Here is a 20,609-nt window from a genome sequence, read left to right on the forward strand (position 1 = left end):
ACCACCCTCGCCACCGACGACCTGATCCCAGGCTTACACGACGTCGCGACCGGCCGGATCCTGGCGCCGGTCCCCGACGTGTCACCTGAACTCGACTTCACCGGCTACGTCAACCTCGGGATGTGGCTCGCCGTCGAACCAGCCACCATTGCGCCGATCACCGCCGAAGCCGGGCCGAACGTGTGGATCACCGTCACCCCCGAACATCAGTCGATCCACTTCGACTTCGGCAACGGCGACACCAGAACCTGCGACGGGTTCGGCCAACCGATCAGCTACCTCGAGACCTTCGACGAAGGCCCATGTGGCTACACGTACCGGCACTCGTCACCCGACAGCGAGCCGTATCAAGTCCGAGTCAGCACCACCTGGAACCTGCCGTACACATCATCAAACGGGAGCGGCGCACTCCCACCCTTCACTCGCGACGCGGTGTTTCCCCACAACGTCGACGAGCTCCAAACCGTCGGTCAAAGCAACTAGCCGCAGCAGGCTCAACCGTCCACAGCCGGCCGCAGCAGGCTCAACTGTTCAGGCTTGTCCAAGCGTCCAACATCGACTGGGCCATGTCGCGATGCTCGCCCGCCAACGTCTTTGCCTCGTCACCTTCGGCACGCATCCCGAGCGCGATTGCACCGAACTTATTGCCAGAGAAGAACGGCCCGAACAGCTTCGGCGTGAACGCGCCTTTCTGTTGCTCCTCGGGCGCGTCGCCGTTCGGGAGCGCGTTTGGCCCGCCCGCGGGAGGTGCGAACGGCACGAGGCCGAGCGGTGCGAGCTCGGCGAAAAGGTCCTCGTCGTTGCGACGGTCAGCGAAGTCGTTCCCTCGATAGCCGAACACCTCGTTGCCGTCGGGATCAATGACGAAGAGGCCAGGCAGCGCTATCCCGTCACGCTCGTTCGGGTCAAACATGTCCATCGGCTGCAGATATCGCTCGCCCCCGGGATCACTCACATACAAGACGTGCGGCGTCGGCCAACGAGTGGACATCGCCGCCGTCCGTTCGTCGCCGTCAACGCTGATCGCAATGACCTCTGCGCCTGCATTGCTGATTCGTTCGCTCAGGGATGCCAGCTTCACGAGCTGACCACAGCAATATGGTCACCAATCGCCCCGGTACGTCAAGAGCACCACTGCACCGTCCTCGCGTCGGAGATCAAGGATGTCTGTGGTGACGTTGCTCCTCAGTGTCATGGCCCGATCTTGACTCATCTCAGAGGCGCCCGGCGACCGGCAGTCATGTGCGCCAAGCAACGGCCCTTCGGTCGCCCCAATTCCGCCAGACTCAGGTGCCGTAGCGAAGGGTGCCAGCAGGCAGCAGTGCAACGAGTGCCGCGACGACTTCGCCCTCGTTGGCTTGCCGGCCGGTCTGGTGCTTGGAGTAGACCGTGCTGACCTCTCCATGTTGTTCCGCTGTCACATCAAACACGCCGCCGCCACCCGGAACGAGCGTGAGCTCAGTCACCATGTGCTGATAGTTCGCCATGATCTCATCAGTCACGCGCACGGCGTGCGGCCAATAATTTCAAGCCAGGCAGTAGGTGATGCTGATCTTCATTGACCCGTGTCTATCAGTCACAACGCCAACCAGTAAGTTCAGCGCCTATGCGTAGCGGGAACAGCATCAACGAAATATTTCCGAGCTTTCCGCTCCAAGAATTTCTCGGTATGGAGCTGACGGCTGACGAGCCGGGCACCGGAGTTGCACACCTCACGCTCGGCGAGCAGCACGCCAACCCGAATGGCGTCGCACACGGCGCCGTGGTCTTCGCGATGGTCGACACGGCAATGGGCAAAGCCACCATGAGCGTCATCGACGAGAGCCACTACTGCGCAACTGTCGAAGTGTCGTTGCGCTTCATCCGGCCAGCCGCGCAAGGGGAACTGACTGCCGTTGCCACGGTCGTCAAGCGCGGCAAGAGCATCATCCACCTCGAAGCTCGCGTCCACGACACCGACCAACGATTAATCGCCACAAGCACCGGCACCTTCGCCATCCTCGACGCCTGAAAGTGTCCAACAGCTGAAACAGCAGCTGAACCGGTCGAGCGCTCGATAGCCGCAACTCGCTGGCAGGCTGGGCAGGTGACCGACGACGCAACTCCCGATGACGTGACTCCCGAGACTGATGAGTTCGATGACGTGATCGGTTCGGAAGCAGCTGAGCGGCTCCAGATGCGCTTCGGGTTCGACGACGAACAGGCCCAGATGTTCATGCTGCTCACCGGCGCTGCGTCGTTGTTCGCCACAGATGGCGACCCCACTCTGGGCGAGGACGCCGAACGCGACGAAGCCATTGCGCTCTTCCTCACCGCACTCGACGACCCGACCATCGCCTTCGCCGCCTGGGATGCCTGGGCCGAAGAAGGCCTCACCGGCGACAAGCTCCAAGCCTTCGTCGACGAGATCGCCGGACCCGACAGCGCCAGCACCGACGGCACCGCCAGCAGCCACAGCAGCGACAGCAGCGACAGCAGCGACAACACCGACAACACCGACAACACCGACAACACCGACAGCACCGACAGCAGCCGCCGGCCCGGTATCACCTGGCTGCAATCTCGCCAGGCCGTGCTCCGCCTCGACAGCGACGAATCGATCCGGCTCCTCGACAGCGTCCGCGACTCTGGTCACGCCGCTGTGCTCATCGACCTTGCTGGGCTCCAGGCAGACGCCAGCAACCCAATCGAAACCCGCGACCTCCTGGAAGCAGCCGGGGTCAATATCGTCATTGACCTCGACGCGGCCTATGACCCGCTGACCAGCGAGCAGGGTCTCGGTGTCGAGCTCGCCGAGGAGATCGCCCCGTTCGCAGCGCTGCGCCCCAAGGCAGTCGCTGGCCGTAACGACCCTTGCCCGTGCGGCTCCGGCACGAAGTACAAGCACTGCCACCTTGGCAACGAACTGCACTCACTGAACGACCGTGCGGCCTGGCTGTACCTCAAGATGATGCGGTTCATGCAGCTCACCAACCCGTACCTGCCCGGCGGAATCGTTGCCGAAATGACGAGCAGCATGGCGACGTCCGACATGGCCGAGATGCTCGAACAGTCCTACATCCCGACCGACATCGCGCTCCACGAAGGCAACGTCGCCAACCGCTTCCTCATGGCCAAAAGCGCCATTCTGCCCGCCGACGAAATCGAACTCACCGAGCAGTGGATTGCCGCGCCGCGCAGCGTGTTCCGGGTCAAAAAGTCGACGCACGCCGAACTCGAACTCATAGAACTTCGCAGCCGCGACCGGATCACCATTGTTGGCACGATTCCCGAGCAACCGCTCGAAGTCGGCACACTGATCTGCGGCCGACCGCTGCCCGTTGGCCAGACACACCGCTCGTACGGCGGGTTCGTCCCGGTCGATGAGTCGATGATCGACAGCCTGCTCGAAGCGTGCGCGAGCCGCAATCTCGAGATCGTCGCAATCTCCTTGTCACAGATTTTCGACGCTGCCGAACTCGCCGACGCCTTCGCCGCCGAAGACACTCCAAGCGACGACGACACTCCAAGCAACGACGACAACCTGACAACCTGATTGGGAGCCCGAGCGGAGCGGACCCCCGGAACCAGCTCTACCAGTACTCCTCGAAGTGGATGTTGCCGGGTGCGTTACGACGATCGAGGGTGAAGCCCTCTTTGACGAGGAGTTCGACGACGCCAACCGTCTCGGGGAAGACCTGCTTGCCGTCGACCTCTTCAGGCGAACCGATCATCGCAGGGTTACCGCACAGGAAGACGTGGCTGGTCTCTGGCGACAAGGTGACGCCGAGCTTCTCGGAGAAGTCGTTATCACGCAGCAGATCCTGCAGGTACCGCTTGGGGACTCCTTCTTCACGAGTCGGCATCGGCATGTAGTGGTAGTTCGGGTAGCGCTCTTGGAGCTCGCGGTGCTTATCGGCGTATCCGAGGTCGGCATTCTGGCGGACCGTCACCGCCGAAATGATCGGACCGGTGTGGCCCTTGCGCAGCAGGTCGATGACCATGCCGTTGTGCGGGGCCTCGCCGGTGCCGGTCGAGAAGAACACGATCTCGGCCTTCGGATTTTGTACCGAGCTGAGTGTGTAGCGGCCAGCGACTTTCGGGCCGAGGTAGATGCGGTCGCCGGTCTTCTTGAGCGCGAGGCGGGGCGTGAGTGCAGGGGTGTTGTCCGATGTCGGTGGCACGAGGACGATGTAGAACTCGAGCTCATCGAGGCCGTTCTCATCGGTCAGGTAGCCATAGTCGTCAAAGATGCGCGACGAAATCGAATAGGAACGACGAATCAGCTTGTCCCACCGCTTCTCGGCTTCAGGATCGGTTGCGTCGTCGATGCGGTTTTCCCAGTAGCCGAGCCCGAGCGATGCGTACTGGCCGGGCAGGTACGACGTGTCGCCATTGTCGGGCTTGACGCCCAAGACCCACAGGTCCGAATGCGTTGGCTCGAAGTACGTGATCGTTGCGTTGTAGTGCTCTTCACGCAGCTCTTCGATAGCGCCGACGTGCTTGGTGCGACGTTCGAGCGAAGATCGAGGCACCGGCACCTCAGCGTCAGGGAAGGAACTCGACAGCAACGCGAACCCGATGTCAGAACCGAGTGCTGTCGTGGCGGGCTTACTGTTCCCGTCAGCGTCAAGCCCCGGCTCGCCGACAAACCAGACGTTGCCAGAGGCCACCGCAGCGTCGCTCAGCCCGATGCTTTCGTAGCTGACGGTGATGCGTGGCGGTGCGAACACGACGTGATCGAACTGCAGGTCGGGTGTGCGGCGATCGCCGAACTCGACCAGCGGGAACTCGCCGATCATCGACACGTGCTTCGGCGTCGACCGGTAGAGCAGCGTGGCGCGACGGCTGCGTTCGAGCTGACGCAACACGTACTCGCCGGTCGGCGAGAGCTTCGTCGGGTCCATGCCCTGCGCAGCGAGGACGACGCGATTGCCAGTGTCGGCGAACTGCGCTGTGAGTTCGACAGCGTGGTCGGACGGGCCCACGACGAGGACATCGTTGTCGGTGCCGACGTCGGCGTGGCCGATATGGATCCGGTCGCTGTCTGGCAGCTTCACCGTGGGCAACCAGGCCGGATCACTGTGGCGGTCGGCGATCAGCACGGTGCGCGTGCGGTAGCTGAGCCGGTCCGTGTCCACGACAAGGTGTTCACCCACGACGGTGATCGCGGTGGCAGTCTCGCCGTAACCGACGTCGAGTTCGTTCGCGCCAATCACGTCGGGGAGCGCCACGCTGGAGTCGCCCTCAAGAATGCGGACGCGCTGCAGGCCCGAACGGCGGGCGAGGACGGCGGCCGACAAGCCGCTGGCTGATCCACCAACGACCACCAGGTCGTACAGGGTCGGGTCGTTCAGCGCCGTCGGGTCGGTGAGATCAGCCATGCGTCCCCCAACCTACGCAACTCCGAGTTCATTCCGGAAGCCCAGCACCCAGCTCACCCAACAATCAAAATCAGCTCACTCAATAATCAAAATTGAAGAGTCTTTGAGCGGCGATCAGCCATGGACGCTCATGGAGGAAGCGGTATTCATCTGACGATTGCGGCTGAACGTGGCCATGTCGAGGTTCAAGCCTGTGTAGCGAGCGGTGACTTGCAGCGGGTCGGCGTCGTGGTCGTGGCCGCCTTCGACCGCCTCGATGAGCTCCGCCATCATGTGCCCAGCGACGCCCGCGTTCTTGAACTGGTTGCCACTAGTGCCAATGGCCACGTAGAAGCCGTCGAGGTTGGTGCGGTCGTAGAGAGGGATCCAGTCGTCACTCTTGTCGTAACGATCGACCACGCCCTTCTTCTCGTGCGGCAAGGGCACGCCGAGTGTCGGCATCCGCTTGTTGATCCGCATCGTGTTGGTCTCCCAACCCTCACTCGTGACCTCGCCGAGTTCTTCGTCGGGGCCCACCGGGACCTTCGGATCACACGGCGGGTCAGTCGTTCCGAGGAGAATGTTGTTGCCGGGCTGCGGCCGGAAATAGATGCCACTGTCATCGTCTGCCACAGCAAATCCGTCAGCCGTGAAGTCCATGTCTGACGGTCCGGGCACGTGGTACGTCTCATGCCGGATCGACTCCGTCTTAATGTTCATCGCGTCGTACACGCCAGCCAGCTTGTTGATGTCCGAGCTGTGCGGCCCGCCAACGTTGACGACGACCTTCGCCGTGACCGTCGAGCCGTCAGCCAGCTCGACGCCGGTCACGCGGTCGCCCGAAACAGCGGACGCACCAGATCGCGTTGTGAATCCAACAACCTCCGTGCGGAAGCGGAACTCACCGCCTTGGGCTTCGGCAGCGCGCTGCAGGTTGTGCGCCGCGAGTTGCGGGTCATCGACGTAGCCGGCGTCGGGTGAGAACAACGCGCCGACCATCGTGCCGTGCGCGTCCTTCCAGAAGTCGTCGTCGGTCGATCGGGACGGAGGGCCGTAGAGGTCGAGGTCGAAGGTCGGCAGACGTTGTTCGAGTTCGGCGCGGTCCCAATATTCGTAGGGGACCTTGAGGCGATCCCACAGCGGCATCACGCGATTGTGGTGGCCCTCTTCGCCCTGGATCAGCAACACCATGCCGCACTGCACCAGCTTGGCGTAACCGCTCTCGTCGGGTGCGTCGAGGTACTCGGCCCAGTTCTGCCAGTAGTGCATACCGTCCCAGGCTGCAGCGACACCGGTCTCGGTCGAGTAGCTGAATCGGATGACGGCGCTCGACGCGCTCGTGCTGCCATAGCCCGCACCCGGACCCTTGTCGATACTCAGGGTGCGATGACCGCGGCGGGCCAGCTCGTAGGCAACCGCCCCACCGATCACTCCAGCACCGATAATAATGGCGTCGTACTCCGGCTCACGTGATCCGGCAACTGTGTGGTCGCTCATGATCGCCAATTGTGGCAGATCGAACGGCATCCATTGCCTGTGCAGCGCCATGACACCCATGCGACTTGTTCAGCCGCCGCACAAGGTTCTGTCATGTTCGGGTACTCGGTTTGGCTAGTCTCAGCACAGAGTCATGGGGAGCTTGAGACTAGACGTCGAATCACTGCGCACGTTTCGCGCCGTTGTCGATTGCGGCAGCGTCACCCAGGCTGCGTCGCAACTCAACCTCACCCAGTCGGCAGTGAGCTGGAAAATGAAGCGGCTCGAAGAGCGGCTCGGCTCACCCCTCCTCGTGCGCGACGGACGCGAACTTACGTTGACCGAACTTGGCAGCGAACTCCTGGTCCATGCCGAGCAGATCGTCAGCGCGCACGATGACGCAGTCGACAGCCTGCAGCGGTCTCAGCTTGAAGGCACCGTGCACCTCGGCATCAACGACGAGTTGGAAGCCGACGAAGTCGCGGCGCTGCTCGCTCGATTTCAGCGCCGTCACCCAATGGTCAGGCTGCACGTCCGGATGGGGCTCAGTGGCCCCATCGCGCAACTTGTGCGCGGCGGCGACCTCGACCTGGCGCTGATCCAAGTCATCGAACCGGCGCCGCGTGACAAGGTGCTCTGGACCGAGGCGATCGAATGGATTGCCTCGCCCACCTACGTGCCTGATCTCAGCGAGTCGCTCCCACTCGTCACCTTTGGACCCAACTCCAACTACCGCACGTTGATGCTTGGCGCGCTCCGGGCTGCCAACATCGAGCATCACATTGCGTTCGAATCAGAGAGCTCGGCAGGCGTCCGCAGTGCTGTTGCCGCCGGGTTCGGGGTGGCGCTGATCAACGGGCGCGGCGTGACCGAGGAATGTCCGATCTGGGATTTCGCCGAGCTCAACACCGCCATGCCAACCGCGTCGTTCGTCGTCCGCGTCAACAGCCGCAGCCGGACCTCTGCCGTCCGCACCCTCGTCGACGAAATCCAAGACACCCTCTCGTAATTGCGTATGGGGTCAGGCCCCTTTCGCAACTCTGTCATCGAGAGCAGCGAGAGCGGCGACAGAGTTACGCATGGGGTCAGGCCCCTTTCGCAACTCTGTCGATGGCGGCGGGGGTGGGGTTCTCGCCGGCGCCCCAGGTGTCGCCGGGCTGGTCGCCGGTCGGAACCTGCAGCCCGCTGAGGCCGTCGTTGGTCATGCAGTCGGCAAGCATGTTGTGGAAGCGGTGGAGCGGCTCTTCGAAGCGAGGCGCCAACGGGCCCGCGGGAACGCCACCACGGGCGAGGCCGCGCTGACCACGCTGGACAATGTCGATGTCTTCGTTGTTCACGTCGACCCAAAACCGCCGCGTCGGGGCAATGGCATCGTCTCGGAGATCACCGTCGACCGCACCAGCACCAGCAGTAGCACCACCAGCATCTTGCACGCTGGTGGGAAGGAGCATCGTGCAGGTCTCGCGGGTGATGCCGGGGGCGATTGGATCGAGGCGCATCATCCACACGTGGTTCGGCAGGACCGAGAGGATGACATTCGGAAATATTGCAATGAACCGGCCGCTCACCGAGTCAGAAGCGTCGAGGCCCCACGCTTCAGGCAGCGCCAACCACTCGTCGCGCTCGTCGCCCGAGACCGGCGTGGTGGTCTGCCCGCAGTACATGCCGCTGCCCTGATAACGGTAGTGATCAGCGACCCGCGACACCTTCGCAAGCTCTGGGTGGACCCACGTCAGGTGGTAGTACTCCTGGAAATTTTCGGTGATCAGCTTCCAGTTCGCCTGGATGTCGATTGACGCTTGGTGCACCGTGGACCACGTGTCGAGGCGGTAGCCGGCCATGCGATCGGGAAGGTCGCCCAGCCAGTCGAGTAGTGGCGGAGTGTCATCTGAGAGGCAGGCAAAGAGCAACACGCCCCACGTGTCGACGCGGACGGGGAGCAAGCCGAAGTCGGCCTTGTCGAAATCGTCGCGCGGTACTTCGTCGAAGAATGGAGTTGCCTTCAGCGCTCCGTCGAGCGAGTAGCCCCACCGGTGATACGGGCAGCGGATGGTGCCGGCGACATCGCAGTCGGCTTCGGCTAGTTCGGTGCCGCGGTGCCGACACGAGTTGATGAACCCACGGAGGTCGCCTGTTTCGTTGCGGGTGAGGATGACCGACTTGGAACCGACCTGGCGAACGAGCATCCGCCCGGCAACAGCCTCATCGGCAATCCCGACGCAGACCCAGGCTTGGCCGAAGACACGCTGCTGTTCGACCAAATAGAACTCATCATTCACGTAGGCGGCCGAATCGAGGCCCGTCGCCGTGCGCATTGGACGGCGCGTTCGCGCCCATGCCGCCTCGTCGGTCCAGTTTGTCACGGCGCTGATTATCCACGGTCACGGGCGATCGGTCAACGTCGAACGTGTCATGGGGAATCGAACCGCTGTCATGGCGAGAGTTGCGAAAGGGGCCTGACCCCATACGTAACTTTGGGTGATGTCAGGCAAGATCGCAGCGTCGTTGGCCAATGCTGCAGCCGAAGTCCGCTTCGCCGGCGGGGGTGGCCACCACCTCATGATCGGCCCTGGCGAGCCCGCCATCAGTGAGTGGGCAGCCGCAGGACTGACGCTCCCTGATCTTCCCACCATGCGGCGCTACAGGATCGACCGGGTCACCGCTCAGCTCGCGACCCAGGGCTACGACGGCATCATCGTGATGGATCCCATGAACATCCGGTACGTGACCGACACGACCAACATGCAGCTCTGGGTGATGCACAACGGCGCTCGATACGCGTTCGTCAGCGCCGACGGCCACGTGATCCTCTGGGACTACTACGGGTGCGACTACCTGGCAGCCCACTCAGCAGAGATCGACGAAGTGCGCCCGGCGATTGGCTCGACGTACTTCCTGGCCGGCCCCCGCTACGCCGAACAGGCCACGCGTTGGACGAACGAGATGATCGCCGTGATCACCGAACAGTGCGGCCCGAACCCGCGCATCGCAGTCGATCAATGCCATCACGTCGGCTACCGGCTCCTCGAAGATGCAGGTGTCGAGGTCGGCTTTGGGCAAGAGGTGATGGAGCTGGCACGCTCAATCAAGGGCACCGACGAGATTTTGGCGATGCGCTGCGCCATCAACGCCTGCGAAACCACGATGGCCGAAATGCACGCCGCCCTCCAGCCGGGCATGACCGAACGGGAACTGTGGGCACTTCTGCACGCAGGCAACATCCGACGCGGTGGCGAGTGGATCGAAACCCAAATCATTGCGTCCGGCCCACGGACCAACCCATGGATGCAAGAGGCATCGAGTCGAGTGATCGAGCCCGGCGACATCGTGGCCTACGACACCGACCTTGTCGGCGCCTACGGGATGATGGTCGACATTTCGCGGACCTGGATCGCCGGAGAGGGTCGCGGCTCAGGCGGCGGCCCAACCGCCGAACAGCAGCACACGTACGACCTGGCCTACGAACAGATCGAACAAAACATGGCACTCCTCACCCCGGGCCGATCGTTCCGCGACCTCACATTCGAGGCGACCTTCCCCGACCCAGAGCACTACCGCCACTACTCCTGCCTGTTCCATGGCGTCGGCCAATGCGACGAATACCCGGAGATCTATTTCCCAGAGATCTGGGACGAATGGGGCTTTGATGGGCAGCTCAACGTGGGCATGGTCCTCACCGTCGAGTCATATGTCGGGCCGCGTTCAACGGCTGGCTCAAACGAGTGGGCAGAGGGCATCAAGCTCGAGAACCAAGTGCTCGTCACAGCCGACGGCCCCGAACTCCTCACTCACTTCCCGCTCGACCTGCAGCTCTGAGCAGGCGCGCCATACTCACGGCACGAGGGCCAACTGACGGTTACCGAGTGCGAAAACGACAACAACCCCCTGGCATGGCCGGAGGGTTATTGTGAGATTCAGACTGGTGACCGTCAGTCGGTCGACTCGGCCGCTTCTTTTTCGGCGTCCTCTTCACGAGGTTCAGGCGCTTCGCCTAAACCCATCTTGTGGAAGAGATCAGCCTTGCGGTATTCGAAGTCGTCCTGAATGACATCACCCGCGGCGAAAGACTCGTTCAGCACACGAAACTCTTCGAGTAGCGCGTCCTCATCGGGTACGTCGTCGTCGTCGCTCTCATCTTGAGCAGCGCTTTTTCCGTGGCGAATGGCCTGTTTTTCGGCCTTCTTTTCCTTCTTACGGAGTTCGCGCTGCCGCTTTTGATATGACTGTGGGCTTGAGGCCAATCAGACCGCCTCCTCAGACGACTTTGACGTCGACAGCCTCGGGGCCTTTGCGGCCCGGGGCGATGTCGAATTCGACGGTGTCGCCGTCAGCCAGCGAACGACGGCCAGTGCCGGCGATGTTGGAGTAGTGAACGAAGACATCGTCGCCATCGTCACGTGAGATGAAGCCGAAGCCCTTCTCGTCGTTGAAAAACTTGACCGTACCGGTAGTTGCCATTGTGGCTCCTTATTAACTTCCGGGCCACTTTGACCCGTGTTCAACTTCCCACTCTAATGAGGTCAGGGACCGAACACACCGCGGAGCACCTCCGCAGCGCGTGTGTGTTACGCCACTCCGAGTCGCCGCGGGCGCGCGATTGCAAAGGGGCGATAGCCCGTGAGGGCCAGACGGAGAAGAATCGCGCCTGCCATAACGATTCCTGCGGCGCCGCCGGCGATCAGCGCTGCGTCAGCCACGGAAAGACCGTAGATGAGCCAGAGGAACGCCTCGACGAACGACATGTTCCAAGTTCCTGCCGAGACGCCATCGAGTGCCCGAGTGCGATGTGCGGCCACAACGGCTGGCGCGAGTTGGATGCCGTAGCAGAGGCCAATAGCCAGACCGGCCACTTCCCAGCCGGCTGCGACCAGAAAAGGAAGCGGCACCATACCGAGCCCGAATGCTCCGATCGCCATGCCTCCAATACTGCCGACACCGACCGTCTTGACATACAGGATCGCAATCGACGCATACAGGAGGAACGACACGCTGGAGACAGGAAGCAGCGCCCAAAGCGGCGAGGTGATGGCGTACGCGGTCCACCAGCCATTGATCGCCATGCTCACGCCGATCCACACCGGAGACACACCATCGACGCTGCGTGTCTTCATCAGCCGACGCGCCTGGGGGAAGGCCATGCCGGATCCCAAGACACTGGCGGCGATAACTACAAGATTGAGTATGAGGTTCACGGGGCACTCCCTTCGAGGGGTCGACGTCGATCACGATCGGGTCTGACACTTTGTAAGCAGTCAAACTCTACTGACTCCTTACATCGGCGAGGTGCGCTAGATTGACAGGGTGTATGTGACTTCGGGCAACGACACCGAGATCCAGCTGACCATCGATGCGGCCATCGAATTCGCCAACGCGATCAACGACGCCATCGATGACACCGGTGAGATCCTCGAACCCGAAGCGGCGCGGCGGCTCCTTCACGACCAAGGATTCTCTCGCGCCGCAACCGCTCCGATTGCTGCAGTCCGTCGGTTGACACAGCGCGTGCTCGACCTCCTCCCCCGCTTGTCAACACTGCCAACCAGCGACGTTGGTGCAGCCGGAACCTGGGTCAACGCCGAGCTGACCGAGCTCATCATCGCCCCCTCGCTCAGCGACCACGACGGGTCCGAACTGCATGTGCACTGGACACCCCCGTCTGCCTCATTCGACGACCAGGTCATGGCCGACGTTCTGATGGCGATCACCCAAGACCTCTGCGAGCACGGAGTAAAGCGCTTCGGCCGATGCGCCGCTGATGACTGCGAACACCTCTTCTACGATTCGTCACGTAACGGGTCTCGGCGGTTTTGCTCTGATCCACGCTGCGCAAGCCGCACGCATACGGCCGACCATCGAAAGCGCCGGAAGGCTGGCTGAACATGCCGCACCACACCAACGAACTTGGCCAGCCAATCGGCCAGGCCCTTCCCGACTGGCAGCCCAGCACCGTGCCGCCTCGCGCACCGATACCCGGTCGGCTCGTCAGCCTCGAGCCGATCGACCTCGACCTGCACTGCGCCGACCTCTTCGATGCCTTCGCGCTGGACACCGATGGTCACAACTGGACGTATCTCCCGCACGGCCCCTTCGCTGACATCGATGCCTTCGGCACGTGGATGGCCGCGACCTGCTTCGGGGACGACCCATTGTTCCACGCGATCATCGACACATCGAGCGGTCGAGCCGTCGGTTTTGCGAGCTATCAGCGAATCGAACCGAGCGTCGGCAACATCGAGGTGGGCTACATCAACTTCTCGCCGGCTTTGCAGCGCACACCGCTCGCCACCGAGGCAATGTTCCTGATGATGCGCCGAGCGTTCGACGAACTCGGATACCGCAGGTACGAGTGGAAATGCGACGCGCTTAATGCCGCATCGCGGGCGGCGGCGCAGCGACTCGGGTTCACCTATGAAGGAACCTTCCGCCAGGCAATCATCTACAAAGGCCGTAGCCGCGACACCGCATGGTTCTCGATCACCGACCTCGAGTGGCAGGCCAGAAAAATCGAGTTTGAGCGCTGGCTCGACCCAGCCAACTTCGACATCGACGGCACCCAACGAACCCGCCTGCGCCAGGACACGTCGCCGCTGGACAAGTAAGCGCGACAGTTGCAGAGTTGCGAAAGGGGCCTGACCCCATTCGCACTATTTGAGGCGGGTCATGCGTTCGCTGCTCATTCGGCTTTCACAAAGGTTTCGCAGCGCAAGGGTGCGGGTTCGCTTTCATGCCGGGAGACTCCGCCCATGAATTTGGATTTCTGGATAGACCCTCTTTGACCGTTTTGCTGGGTGACTGCCCGTTGGGTGGTCGACGATGTGCAACCAGAACGTGACCTTCAGGTCACGTGGAGGCCGATCAGCTTGCTGTTCAAGAACAAACCGTCAGAAGACTCCGACTACTTCGGTCCGGTCAACTTCACGCACAAATTGTTGCGTGTCATGGAGTCGGTGCGAGCTGCTGCCGCCACTCCCGAAGCCGGAAACGACGCCGTCTTCAAGCTCTACTGGGAAGCCGGTTCGCGTATCCACCACGACGGCAACCGTGACTTCACGGCCGCCGAACTCCTCGAAGCCGTCGGCATCGATACGTCGCACGCCTCCGCATTCGACGACGAGCAGTGGGACACAATCATTCGCTCCGAAATGGACGCCGGCCTTGCGCTCGTCGGCCAAGACGTCGGCACACCGATCATTGCGATCGAGCGCTCAAACGGCGAGCAGGCTGGCTACTTCGGACCCGTCATCAACAAGGTGCCGCCGAAGGACAAGGGCCTCGCCATGTGGGACGGCCTCGTCGCGTTGATGGAAGTCGACAGCTTTTTCGAACTGAAGCGCACCCGCTCCGGCGGCATCGACTTCGGCGACCGCCCACAATAGTTACGCATGGGGTCAGGCCCCTTTCGCAACTCTGTGACGAGGTCGCGACGAACGCCTGACGAAGGCCTGAGGTGGCTGCCCACCTGGTGCGCCGTCGCCGCGTTTTCGGGTCGGTGCGGCGTCCAGTCCGACCGAGACGTGACGTTGTGCCTAGGTTCGCCTCAACCAATTGATGAGCAGGAGCCGACCATGGCATGGGATTTCGAGACCGAACCCGAATTTGAAGCAAAGCTTGCGTGGATGCGCGAGTTCGTGAAGCAAGAAATCTTCCCGCTCGAGACTCTTGCTCCGGAGTTCCGCAGCCCGCAGGGTCGTGAGGCGTTCGACAAGATCACCGAGCCACTGAAGCAACAGGTCAAAGACCAGGGCCTCTGGGCAGCGCACCTCCCTCCCGAACTCGGTGGCGGCGGCTTCGGGCAGGTCAAGCTCGGGCTGATGCATGAGATCCTTGGCCAGTCACCGCTCGCCCCACGCATCTTCGGCAACAACGCCCCCGACTCGGGCAACGCTGAGTTGCTGTCGCTCGGCGGAACAGAGGAACAAAAAGCGAAGTGGATGCAGCCACTGCTCGATCAGAAGATCCGGTCATGCTTCTCGATGACCGAACCGGGCGCGGGCGCCGACCCCACCCTGCTCACCACACAGGCCGTGCGCGACGGCGGCGAGTGGATCATCAACGGCCACAAGTGGTTCTCGTCGAACGCATCGGTCGCCGACATCTTGATCGTGATGGTCAAGACCAACCTCGACGAAGATGCATCGCCGTACCAGGCGTTCTCGATGATCGTTGTCCCCACCGATACGCCTGGCGTCAACATCGTGCGCGACGTGCCGACGATGGGCGAGCCCGACCACAAGACCGGCGAGCCGGGCGGTCACGCTGAGATCCTCTACGAAGACGTGCGTGTCCCGTTCGAGAATGTTGTCGGTGGTGAGGCCGGCATCGGCCAGGGCTTCGCGCTGGCTCAGAAGCGTCTCGGCCCGGGTCGCATCCATCACGCCATGCGTTGGCTCGGTCAATCGCAGCGAGCGTTCGACCTCCTGTGCGAGCGGGCACTGACCCGCTACACGAAAGGCTCGATCCTCGCCGACAAGCAGATGGTCCAGGACTGGATTGCCCAGTCGTATGCCGACCGCGAAGCAGCCCGACTGCTCACGCTGCAGGCAGCCTGGAAGATGGACAAACTGCACGAAGCAGGCGGCACGTACAGCGACGCTCGTCTTGAAATCGCGGTCATCAAGTTCTGGGGCGCCAAGGTGCTCCACGATGTGATCGATCGTGCGATTCAGATCCACGGCTCGCTTGGTTACACCACTGACCTGCCGCTCGAGGCAATGTACCGAGCCGCACGTGCGGCACGCATTTACGACGGGCCGGACGAAGTCCACAAGGTCACCGTTGCCCGCCAGGTGTTGAAGCGTTACCGGCCGAGCGACCCCAGCATCGACCACATCCCCACGCGCCGCGCCGAGGCGATGAAGCGGTACGGCGACGTGTTGGAAGAGCTCGCCATCAACTCATAGAGCGGCACACACCAACCGTCAGAAGCGCGCCGAGGGAGACGCAATCGGTCGCGCGCCTCGGGTCACCCAACCGTGCAACTTGTGCTTCACGTCGCGCTGCACCTCAGGGCGACGCCTACTGTGCAGATATGCAATTAGCTGGGGTTCATCACGTGTCGCTCAACGTCACCGACGCTGCCGAGTGCACGCGTTTTTATGTCGATGTCGTCGGGATGACACTGCGCGACGACCGACCTGACTTCACGTTTGACGGCGCGTGGTTGCAGGCCGGCGAGCAGCAGGTACACCTGCTCGAAGTAGCTGACTTCGTGGCGCCGAAGGGCCAGCACTTCGCACTTCGAGTCGCCGATCTCGATGCAGCCAAGGCCGACTTGGAGTCGAAGGGCGTCAAGGTCAGCGAACCGAAGCAGCTCGGCGACATCTGCCGGCAGGCATTCTTCCAGGACCCGACCGGCAACCTCATCGAGATCAACCAGCCGCTCTAACCCAGCGGCGTTTGAGGAGGGAACGGGGCAGAAAACCGCAACGGCCGAGCCCCTCACGAAGAGAAGCTCGGCCGCAGCAGGGTCAGTACCGCCGCAAAACCGCAGCGATGAGTTCAACCCCTCAAATCAACCCCTCAGGATCGATGGGATGAATGGTGGTCTGATCGTTCGGAGACAAGGCGCCGAAGACGGAGTTGAGCCTGCTCAATGACCGACGACGGCAACGCAGTATCCGGGCGATCTGGCGCCACTCAGTCAAGGCGCTCGATGATGGTGGCGTTGGCCATGCCGCCGCCTTCGCACATGACCTGGAGGCCGTAACGGCCGCCGGTGCGCTCGAGTTCGTTGAGGAGCGTTGCCATGAGCTTGGTGCCGGACGCACCGAGCGGGTGGCCGAGGGCGATGGCGCCGCCGTTGACGTTGACCTTGCTCATGTCGGCGCCGGTCTCCTTCTGCCATGCGAGGACGACCGAGGCGAATGCTTCGTTGACTTCGAACAGGTCGATGTCGTCAATGGTGAGGCCGGTCTTCTCGAGGATCTTCTTCGTGGCCGGGATCGGGCCCTTCAGCATGGTGACCGGGTCGGTGCCGGCGAGGGCGAAGGCATGGAAACGGGCACGCGGCTTCATGCCGAGCTCTTCTGCTTTTTCCCTGCTCATGATGAGCACGGCGGAGGCGCCATCGGAAATCTGCGAGGAGTTGCCGGCGGTGATCTTGCCGTCTTCCTTGAAGGCCGGCTTGAGCTTGGCGAGGCCCTCGGCGGTCGAGCCGTCGCGGATGCCTTCGTCGTTCTTGACGAATACCTTCTCACCGTCGAGGTCGATCTCGACCGGCACGATCTCGTTCTCGAAACGGCCTTCGTCGCGAGCGACTGCGGCGCGCTGCTGGCTCATGGCGCCAAAGGCGTCGAGGTCTTCGCGGGTGATGCCGTATTCATCGGCGATCATGTCGGCGCCGATGCCCTGCGGCGGGAGGCCGGTCTCGGCGTAGCGGTCTTGCTGATCCTGGCTGAACGGGAAGCCCATGCCCTGAACAATCGAGGCGCCCATCGGGGTGCGGGTCATCACTTCGACGCCGGCGGCGACGACGATGTCGTAGGCGCCAGCCATGACGCCTTGCGCAGCGAAGTGCATCGACTGCTGTGAGGATCCGCACTGGCGGTCGACGGTGGTCGAGGGAACTTCTTCGGGCCAGCCGGCGGCGAGGACGGCGTTACGGCCGATGTTGAGCGACTGCTCTCCGACCTGCATGACACAGCCCATGATGACGTCGTCGACCATTGCCGGGTCGAGGTTGTTGCGCTCGGCGAGGGCCTTCAGCACGTGTGCTGCGAGGTCAACCGGGTGCTGGTCTTTGAGCTGGCCGTTGCGCTTGCCGCCCGGGGTTCGGATGGCATCGACGATCACTGCTTCGATCATGTGGTGTCTCTTTCTTGTCTCGAGATGCAACGCAACGTGTGACGCTGCAACTCACTGGTTGATTGCGGATTGGAGATTTACTTGCAACCGGGTGAGGACCCAGCTGAGGGCTTGGCGTTCTTCGCGGCCGATGCCGTGGCGGAGCTCGCCGCGCAACACCTCGTCGACGCCCACGACGCGTGCGGCAAGTTCGCGGCCGACGTTGGTGATGTCGACGCGCCACACTCGTCGGTCGTCGGGGTCGGGGTGGCGTTCGATGAAGCCGCGCTTCTCAAGACCGTCGACGACAGTGCCCATGGCGGCGCGACCCGTGCCCATCTTTTCGGCGAGCCCAGTTTGCGTGGTGGCGCCGAACTCGGCGACGTAGGCGAGCAGGCTGGCTTGGGTGAGGTTGAGGTCAAGCGGCTTCAGGCGAGCATCGAATGCTTCGCGAATGAGCCGCGCCGTTGCCATCAGCGTCGACTCAACGCGCAACCACGGCGGTGCGTCGAGTTCGTTGTTGGTCAAGCTGCTCATGCGAGTAAGTGGAGTGCCGGTCACCATGTGGCTGAAATCGTGCCTGACACAGTGTGACCGTCCGTCTGGACACATACTGTACGACGTCATACAATCGAGTGCAACACGAACCGCGAACCAGGAGAAGCACCCAAATGAGCACAATGAGCGCAATGACTGAGACCGAAGTTGCTGAGTTCCGCCAGAAGTGCGTCGACTTCATGGACACCTACGCCGTCAAGTCGGGCAAGGCAATGCCGTCCCTCGATGACCAGAAGGCGTACCTCGCCGCTGCTGCGGGCGCGGGCCTTGCCGGCGTTCCGTTTGCCGAGGAGTTCGGTGGCGGCGGCTTGACCCTCGAGCACGAAAAAGTGTGGCGCGAAGTCAAGGGCAACTACCGAATGATGGACAGCGAGTTCATCATCAGCCACGGAATGTGCCTGCCGATGCTCAACGAGTACGGCAGCGACGAGCAGAAGACCGCCTACATGGCCGACATGATTTCGGGCAAAACCATGTGGTGCCAGATGTTCTCCGAGCCCGGCGCCGGTTCTGACGTCGCATCGCTGCAGTCGAAGTGCGAACTCGATGGTGATGAGTGGATCCTCAACGGCCAGAAGGTCTGGACGACCCTTGCTCACAAGTCGCAGTACGGCGTCGTTGTGGCACGCACCGACCCCGAGCAGGTCAAGCATGCCGGTCTGTCCATGTTCATCCTCGACATGGCCGCACCTGGCGTCGAGATCCGTCCGATCCACCAGATCGACGGCGGCAGCCACTTCAACGAGGTGTTCTTCACCGACGTGCGCATTCCGAAAGACCATCTGCTGGGCGAGTACAACGCCGGATGGAAGCTCGCCACGGCAATGCTCATGTACGAGCGTGTCGCCATTGGTGGCGCTGGCTCCGGCAAGATCAACCAGCCGACGTACAAGCTGCTGAAGAGCGCCGCCGAAGAGAGCGGCAAGCTGCAAGACCCAGTGGTGCGCGACCAGCTCATGAAGATCTACGCGATGGAGACCACGAAGTCGATGGTCGCGATGCGCAACAACGCCGAGCAGAAGGCCGGCAAAACCCCGGGCCCGGGCGGCTCGCTGGGCAAGCTCTTCGGCTCGAACATCGCCTGGAAGATGCGTGAGATTGCACTCGAAATCGCTGGCATGTCGTCAATTGCATGGGACCCAGCCGACGCAAGCGGCGCCGAGCGTCAACGCATTGTGCTCAATAGTTTCCAGTCGTCGATCGCCGGCGGCACCGACGAGATTCAGCGCAACATCATCGGCGACCGAGTTCTTGGCCTCCCGCGCGACATCAGCGTCGATAAGGGCGTCCCGTTCAATCAGACCAAGGTCGGCACTCAGGCCTAACACTGCTGCCGGTCTGTCACACCGAGGTCTGACCGTCCTGACCTCGGTGTGACAAGTGTGCGACATCTTGACTCGCAATCCGCAAGACTCGCGACTATGACGGCGCTCGATCATCGGCTCACAACTCGGCAAATGGCGGAGTTCGTTGCGAACGGGTTTCTCCGATTCGACGCGATCGTTCCGCGCGACATCAACCAGCGAGCAATCGCTGAACTCGAGGCATTGAACGCCGGCCGATTGTTGCCGTCAGACGATCTCGATGCGATGCGGCCACCACACTCGGGCACACCGCTCGACGACTGCTACCCAGAGCCCTCCGTGATCGGCGAGTACCTCCGCCTGCCACAGATCCGCGGGATCATCGAGTCACTCGTCGGCCGTTCGCCGGAGTTTGATCACGACTGGGTCCACTACATCCCATCCGGCGGCACGTTCAACCAGCCGCTGCATGTCGATGCCAATGTCGACTCGCTGGATCAGACCTTCGACATCCAAATGTTCTGGTTCTGCGATGACGTCGCCCCTGGTGAAGGCGGAACCCGCTTCGTGCCGGGTAGTCACCTGGCCCGAGTCCGTTCGTCTGGTCTGCACCGTTATCAGCACATCGTCGGCGAGCAACAGGTGGCGTGCGCGGCCGGTTCGGTCTTCGTCTTCCATCACGGCCTCTGGCACGCTGGCCAGCCCAACCCCGGCTCCGATCGATGGATGCACAAGATCCGGCTCAACCCCACCGAACCGCAAGTTCGGCTGTGGAACACCGACGACTTCGACGGGCTGCAGAGCCCGCCGACGGATCATTTCTTCGCCCGCATGCAGAGCGGCGGCATCGCCGAAATCCTCCGCTCGATGCCGCCGTGGATGGGCGTCACCGAGTACCGCAACACCCAGATTCAACGTTCCCTGCTGTGGCGCTATTTGAGCGGCGACGACTCGTTCGACGTCGACTACTACCTGACGCGCATGGAACAGCGCTCAAAACGAGCTGCCGGCTCGGTGGCGCGATGAGCGCCGCGTCCACAATGCGTCAGCAAGTGCTTTCCCTCTGGATGGCCGGCTCGGCGCTCGACGAAAACGTCATTGCCTGGGCGTTTCACGACGGCACCAACGGCACTGGCCCCGCGCTGCC

At 62.5% G+C, this 20,609-nt stretch carries 19 protein-coding genes and 3 pseudogenes; 12 read left to right on the forward strand and 10 right to left on the reverse strand.

What is annotated here, in order from left to right:
• Window positions 1-483 (forward strand): annotated as a pseudogene (locus tag ACH2EI_RS02485) (hypothetical protein); the annotation flags it as partial.
• A 40-nt stretch (window positions 484-523) separates the two neighbouring features.
• On the opposite strand, the pseudogene ACH2EI_RS02490 reads toward ACH2EI_RS02485, so the two are convergent.
• Together ACH2EI_RS02490 and ACH2EI_RS02495 are read right to left on the reverse strand one after the other, a co-directional pair.
• A pseudogene (locus ACH2EI_RS02490) lies at window positions 524-1,090 on the reverse strand (hypothetical protein); the annotation flags it as partial.
• A 196-nt stretch (window positions 1,091-1,286) separates the two neighbouring features.
• Window positions 1,287-1,511 (reverse strand): annotated as a pseudogene (locus tag ACH2EI_RS02495) (Rdx family protein); the annotation flags it as partial.
• Window positions 1,512-1,606: 95 nt separating this feature from the next.
• Between ACH2EI_RS02495 and ACH2EI_RS02500 the strand changes: the two are divergent.
• Window positions 1,607-2,011, forward strand: a complete 405-nt coding sequence (locus tag ACH2EI_RS02500; protein WP_395159075.1) for a PaaI family thioesterase — start codon at window positions 1,607-1,609, stop codon at window positions 2,009-2,011.
• A 75-nt stretch (window positions 2,012-2,086) separates the two neighbouring features.
• Window positions 2,087-3,535: a YecA family protein gene (locus ACH2EI_RS02505; protein ID WP_395159077.1), complete on the forward strand. Its 1,449-nt coding sequence runs from the start codon at window positions 2,087-2,089 to the stop codon at window positions 3,533-3,535.
• 37 nt (window positions 3,536-3,572) lie between these two features.
• On the opposite strand, the gene ACH2EI_RS02510 is transcribed toward ACH2EI_RS02505, so the two are convergent.
• Window positions 3,573-5,363: a hypothetical protein gene (locus ACH2EI_RS02510; RefSeq protein ID WP_395159079.1), complete on the reverse strand. Its 1,791-nt coding sequence runs from the start codon at window positions 5,361-5,363 to the stop codon at window positions 3,573-3,575.
• A gap of 114 nt (window positions 5,364-5,477) precedes the next feature.
• Window positions 5,478-6,839, reverse strand: a complete 1,362-nt coding sequence (locus tag ACH2EI_RS02515; protein ID WP_395152064.1) for an NAD(P)/FAD-dependent oxidoreductase — start codon at window positions 6,837-6,839, stop codon at window positions 5,478-5,480.
• A gap of 133 nt (window positions 6,840-6,972) precedes the next feature.
• Between ACH2EI_RS02515 and ACH2EI_RS02520 the strand changes: the two genes are divergently transcribed.
• Entirely contained in the window at window positions 6,973-7,827 is an 855-nt protein-coding gene (locus tag ACH2EI_RS02520) for a LysR substrate-binding domain-containing protein (RefSeq protein WP_395152062.1), read from the forward strand.
• A 76-nt stretch (window positions 7,828-7,903) separates the two neighbouring features.
• On the opposite strand, the gene ACH2EI_RS02525 is transcribed toward ACH2EI_RS02520, so the two are convergent.
• On the reverse strand, window positions 7,904-9,181 hold the full coding sequence (locus ACH2EI_RS02525) for an aromatic ring-hydroxylating dioxygenase subunit alpha (RefSeq protein ID WP_395152060.1): 1,278 nt from the start codon (window positions 9,179-9,181) through the stop codon (window positions 7,904-7,906).
• Window positions 9,182-9,299: 118 nt separating this feature from the next.
• On the opposite strand from ACH2EI_RS02525, the gene ACH2EI_RS02530 reads away from it, so the two are divergent.
• Window positions 9,300-10,634, forward strand: coding sequence for a M24 family metallopeptidase (locus tag ACH2EI_RS02530; protein WP_395152058.1), 1,335 nt, complete (start codon window positions 9,300-9,302; stop codon window positions 10,632-10,634).
• 113 nt (window positions 10,635-10,747) lie between these two features.
• Here ACH2EI_RS02530 and ACH2EI_RS02535 read toward each other — a convergent pair whose 3' ends face one another.
• The 3 genes from ACH2EI_RS02535 to ACH2EI_RS02545 form a co-directional block, all read right to left on the reverse strand.
• Window positions 10,748-11,059, reverse strand: coding sequence for a hypothetical protein (locus ACH2EI_RS02535; RefSeq protein WP_395152056.1), 312 nt, complete (start codon window positions 11,057-11,059; stop codon window positions 10,748-10,750).
• Window positions 11,060-11,072: 13 nt separating this feature from the next.
• Entirely contained in the window at window positions 11,073-11,276 is a 204-nt protein-coding gene (locus ACH2EI_RS02540) for a cold-shock protein (RefSeq protein WP_395152054.1), read from the reverse strand.
• A gap of 107 nt (window positions 11,277-11,383) precedes the next feature.
• A complete protein-coding gene (locus ACH2EI_RS02545) occupies window positions 11,384-12,010 on the reverse strand; it encodes a hypothetical protein (RefSeq protein ID WP_395152052.1) in 627 nt (208 codons plus the stop codon).
• A gap of 109 nt (window positions 12,011-12,119) precedes the next feature.
• Between ACH2EI_RS02545 and ACH2EI_RS02550 the strand changes: the two genes are divergently transcribed.
• From ACH2EI_RS02550 to ACH2EI_RS02570, 5 genes are all read left to right on the forward strand, one after another.
• On the forward strand, window positions 12,120-12,695 hold the full coding sequence (locus ACH2EI_RS02550; protein ID WP_395152050.1) for a CGNR zinc finger domain-containing protein: 576 nt from the start codon (window positions 12,120-12,122) through the stop codon (window positions 12,693-12,695).
• Window positions 12,696-12,697: 2 nt separating this feature from the next.
• Window positions 12,698-13,417: a GNAT family N-acetyltransferase gene (locus tag ACH2EI_RS02555; protein WP_395152048.1), complete on the forward strand. Its 720-nt coding sequence runs from the start codon at window positions 12,698-12,700 to the stop codon at window positions 13,415-13,417.
• Window positions 13,418-13,606: 189 nt separating this feature from the next.
• Window positions 13,607-14,194 carry a disulfide bond formation protein DsbA gene (locus ACH2EI_RS02560; protein ID WP_395152046.1) on the forward strand — a complete coding sequence of 196 codons (588 nt, stop codon included), beginning with the start codon at window positions 13,607-13,609 and terminating at the stop codon, window positions 14,192-14,194.
• Window positions 14,195-14,383: 189 nt separating this feature from the next.
• On the forward strand, window positions 14,384-15,718 hold the full coding sequence (locus ACH2EI_RS02565) for an acyl-CoA dehydrogenase family protein (protein ID WP_395152044.1): 1,335 nt from the start codon (window positions 14,384-14,386) through the stop codon (window positions 15,716-15,718).
• Window positions 15,719-15,846: 128 nt separating this feature from the next.
• Entirely contained in the window at window positions 15,847-16,203 is a 357-nt protein-coding gene (locus tag ACH2EI_RS02570; protein ID WP_395152042.1) for a VOC family protein, read from the forward strand.
• A gap of 251 nt (window positions 16,204-16,454) precedes the next feature.
• Here ACH2EI_RS02570 and ACH2EI_RS02575 read toward each other — a convergent pair whose 3' ends face one another.
• Both ACH2EI_RS02575 and ACH2EI_RS02580 read right to left on the reverse strand, forming a co-directional pair.
• Window positions 16,455-17,621 carry a thiolase family protein gene (locus tag ACH2EI_RS02575; RefSeq protein WP_395152040.1) on the reverse strand — a complete coding sequence of 389 codons (1,167 nt, stop codon included), beginning with the start codon at window positions 17,619-17,621 and terminating at the stop codon, window positions 16,455-16,457.
• 51 nt (window positions 17,622-17,672) lie between these two features.
• Window positions 17,673-18,137, reverse strand: coding sequence for a MarR family winged helix-turn-helix transcriptional regulator (locus ACH2EI_RS02580; protein WP_395152038.1), 465 nt, complete (start codon window positions 18,135-18,137; stop codon window positions 17,673-17,675).
• Window positions 18,138-18,289: 152 nt separating this feature from the next.
• Between ACH2EI_RS02580 and ACH2EI_RS02585 the strand changes: the two genes are divergently transcribed.
• Both ACH2EI_RS02585 and ACH2EI_RS02590 read left to right on the forward strand, forming a co-directional pair.
• Window positions 18,290-19,483, forward strand: a complete 1,194-nt coding sequence (locus ACH2EI_RS02585; RefSeq protein ID WP_395152036.1) for an acyl-CoA dehydrogenase family protein — start codon at window positions 18,290-18,292, stop codon at window positions 19,481-19,483.
• Between the two features lie 96 nt (window positions 19,484-19,579).
• Window positions 19,580-20,488 carry a phytanoyl-CoA dioxygenase family protein gene (locus ACH2EI_RS02590; protein ID WP_395152034.1) on the forward strand — a complete coding sequence of 303 codons (909 nt, stop codon included), beginning with the start codon at window positions 19,580-19,582 and terminating at the stop codon, window positions 20,486-20,488.
• The last annotated feature ends 121 nt before the right edge of the window (window positions 20,489-20,609 follow it).

The sequence above is a fragment of the Ilumatobacter sp. genome (genome assembly GCF_041688325.1).
In the GTDB taxonomy this organism is placed as follows: Bacteria; Actinomycetota; Acidimicrobiia; order Acidimicrobiales; family Ilumatobacteraceae; genus Ilumatobacter_A.